Source organism: Bradyrhizobium sp. P2_E8 (assembly GCF_056403875.1).
On record NZ_JBFUES010001040.1, the window covers coordinates 1 to 2,522 of the forward strand.

The window sequence follows — 2,522 nt, forward strand, 5'->3', positions numbered from 1 at the left end:
GTCTAGGCCAGGCCCGACCAGACTTATGTGAAGCAGATCACATCTCTCCGGATTCTTTCGGGGTAGCGCCGGAACGGGCGGGCAGACAGGGGATTGTCCCCGGTAACCCGCCATCAGGGAGACGAGGCAAGTGATGCGGCCAGAACGGCAGCACCAGATCTGGCGAAGCGAAGCGGGCAGCCGGCTTTGGCTGTCCGGGCTGATCGCGGCCATGCAGCACGCCGAGCGCCCCGAAGTGCGCCGCCAGCCGGTCGCGCCCGAGATCCTGGTGGAACTGCGGGCGCAGTTGGCGTTGACAGCTTCTTTCCGCTCGTCCCCGATTTCGACCCAGCGTCATTAGACTTCATTCACCAGCCAGCTTCAGCCTTGGCTTGGCGCCGCGTTCGATGGCCCGCAGGCGGGCTTCTTCGTGTCCGACGTAGTCACGGGTCATCGGCACCACACCCTGACGCTTGGTGAGCTGGATCTGGAAGTTCATCATGTGCTGCTTGCGGAAGGTCATCTCGCTGGCCGCCAGATAAAATTCCCACATCAGGGCGAAGCGCTCGTCGTAAAGCTGCACGGCCTCCTCGCGTCGCGCCATGAAGCGCTCCCGCCAGGCCTTCAGCGTCTCGGCGTAATGCAGCCGCAGGATCTCGATGTCGCAGACCAGGAGGCCCGCGCGCTCGATCGCCGGCAGCACCTCGGACAGAGCGGGGATGTATCCGCCCGGGAAGATGTATTTGGCGATCCAGGGATTGGTGGAATCCGGGCCCTGCGAACGGCCGATCGAGTGCAGCAGCATGACACCGTCCTCGCCCAGGAGTTCGGCGCAGCGCTGGAAGTAAGCGTCGTAGAACCTGACCCCGACATGCTCCAGCATGCCGACCGAGACGATGCGGTCGAACGGCCCGTCGATGTCGCGATAGTCCTGGAGCAGGAATTTGGCCGACCCGGTCAGGCCCTTTTCGGCCGCGCGCGTATTGGCGATCTGCAACTGCTCCGTCGACAGCGTGATGCCGGTGACGTCGGCGTCTGCGATCTCGGCGAGATAGAGCCCGAGCCCGCCCCAGCCCGAGCCGATGTCGAGCACGCGCTGGCCAGCCGTGACGCGCAGCTTTGCGGCGATGTGCCGCTTCTTGGCAAGCTGCGCATCGTCGAGCGTGCTGTCCGGCGCCTCGAAATAGGCGCAGCTATATTGCTTGTCGGCGTCGAGGAAGAGCGAATAGAGCCGGGCGTCGAGATCGTAGTGATGCGCGACATTGCGACGCGCGCGCGAGCGCGGATTGAATTGCTTCAGGTGCCGCGTCAGATAGCGCAGGTGCCACCAGGGCTTTGCCCACTGCGGCAATAGGTCGGGTTGATCGAGCAGGATCGCGAGGGCATCAGCTATGGTGCCGCGCTCGACGACGAACTCGCCGTCCATATAGGCCTCGCCAAGCCCGAGCTCGGGATTGATGAGGATCTTTCGTTCTGCGTCCGCAGTGACGAAACGRACTGCGATCGGCTCGCCGGAGCCGTCGCCGACGGTGAACTTCGCCCCCTTCGCCGTGGTCACCGTCATCGACCCGCGGCGAATGAATTGAGACAGGAATTGACGCAACAAACGGTCCATCGACACCTTCCTCTCGAGCGAACCCGAAAAGATGCGACCAACCCGGCTTTCACATCAGACGCTCAGGTCCCGCTCCGGTTCCTATGCGTTTGCATCCAAATCTAGGGAGGGTCGTCCCCTCCCGCTATTGCGCTGTATTCAAAGCCGATATTCCAAAAGCGCTTAATCACATCCTTGCGCGCGGGGCCTGCTTCCATTCGCGGCTCAATCGGCTAAAAGGTGACCGCCGCCGCGCCGGATGCCGGCTGCATCGCGGAAATTCAATGGAGATGATGGGAATGTCGAGCCGAGCGCTCAGCCTCGCGACGGTAGTGCTTCTGATCGGCTTCGGCGCGACCGATGCCGTTCTTGCGCAGGCAACGAACCTCGAGGCCGGCAAGGCCCCATCCCAGCTCTTCGCGCAGACCTGCAATGCCTGCCACAAGAGCCCGAGGGGACTGCTGAAGACCGTCGCGCCGGGCTCGCTGCCGGGTTTCCTGCGGCAGCACTACACCACCAGCTCCGACATGGCCGGCGTGCTGGCTTCCTACCTTGTTTCGAACGGCGCCACCGACACGCGCTACCAGGCCAAGGATGGTGGCAAGGACGGCAAGGACAAGAAGGACGGCGCCAAGGACAAGGAAGCGAGCACCAATCCTGCGCAGTCGCCTGAGCATCAGGGCCGTCGCCAGCGCTCCCAGGAGGCCGCCAAGCCGGAAGGTGAGGCTGCCGCTCCCGCGACCGAGGGCGCGCGCCAGAAGCGCGCCGCGCGGCCTGCCGAGGAGGGCGGTCTAAAGCCCGAGGGCCAGGCAGCGCCTGAGGGGCGCAAAGCCAAGCGTCGCGGCAAGCCCGGGACCGAGGAAGCGCCGAAGGTCGACGCCGCCGCGCCGGCCACTGAAGAGAAGAAGAGTGAGCCGAAGGCCGAGTCCAAGCCCGAGAGCGCCAAGGT

Annotated in this window: 2 protein-coding genes and 1 pseudogene; 2 read left to right on the forward strand and 1 reads right to left on the reverse strand. The window is 64.5% G+C overall.

From position 1 onward, the window contains the following. Nucleotides 1–133: 133 nt before the first annotated feature. Entirely contained in the window at nucleotides 134–340 is a 207-nt protein-coding gene (locus tag AC1D00_RS36315) for a hypothetical protein (RefSeq protein ID WP_025576287.1), read from the forward strand. Nucleotides 341–343: 3 nt separating this feature from the next. Here AC1D00_RS36315 and AC1D00_RS36320 read toward each other — a convergent pair whose 3' ends face one another. Continuing rightward, nucleotides 344–1,594 carry a class I SAM-dependent methyltransferase gene (locus tag AC1D00_RS36320; protein ID WP_477013985.1) on the reverse strand — a complete coding sequence of 417 codons (1,251 nt, stop codon included), beginning with the start codon at nucleotides 1,592–1,594 and terminating at the stop codon, nucleotides 344–346. A 278-nt stretch (nucleotides 1,595–1,872) separates the two neighbouring features. On the opposite strand from AC1D00_RS36320, the pseudogene AC1D00_RS36325 reads away from it, so the two are divergent. Continuing rightward, nucleotides 1,873–2,522 (forward strand): annotated as a pseudogene (locus AC1D00_RS36325) (hypothetical protein); the annotation flags it as partial.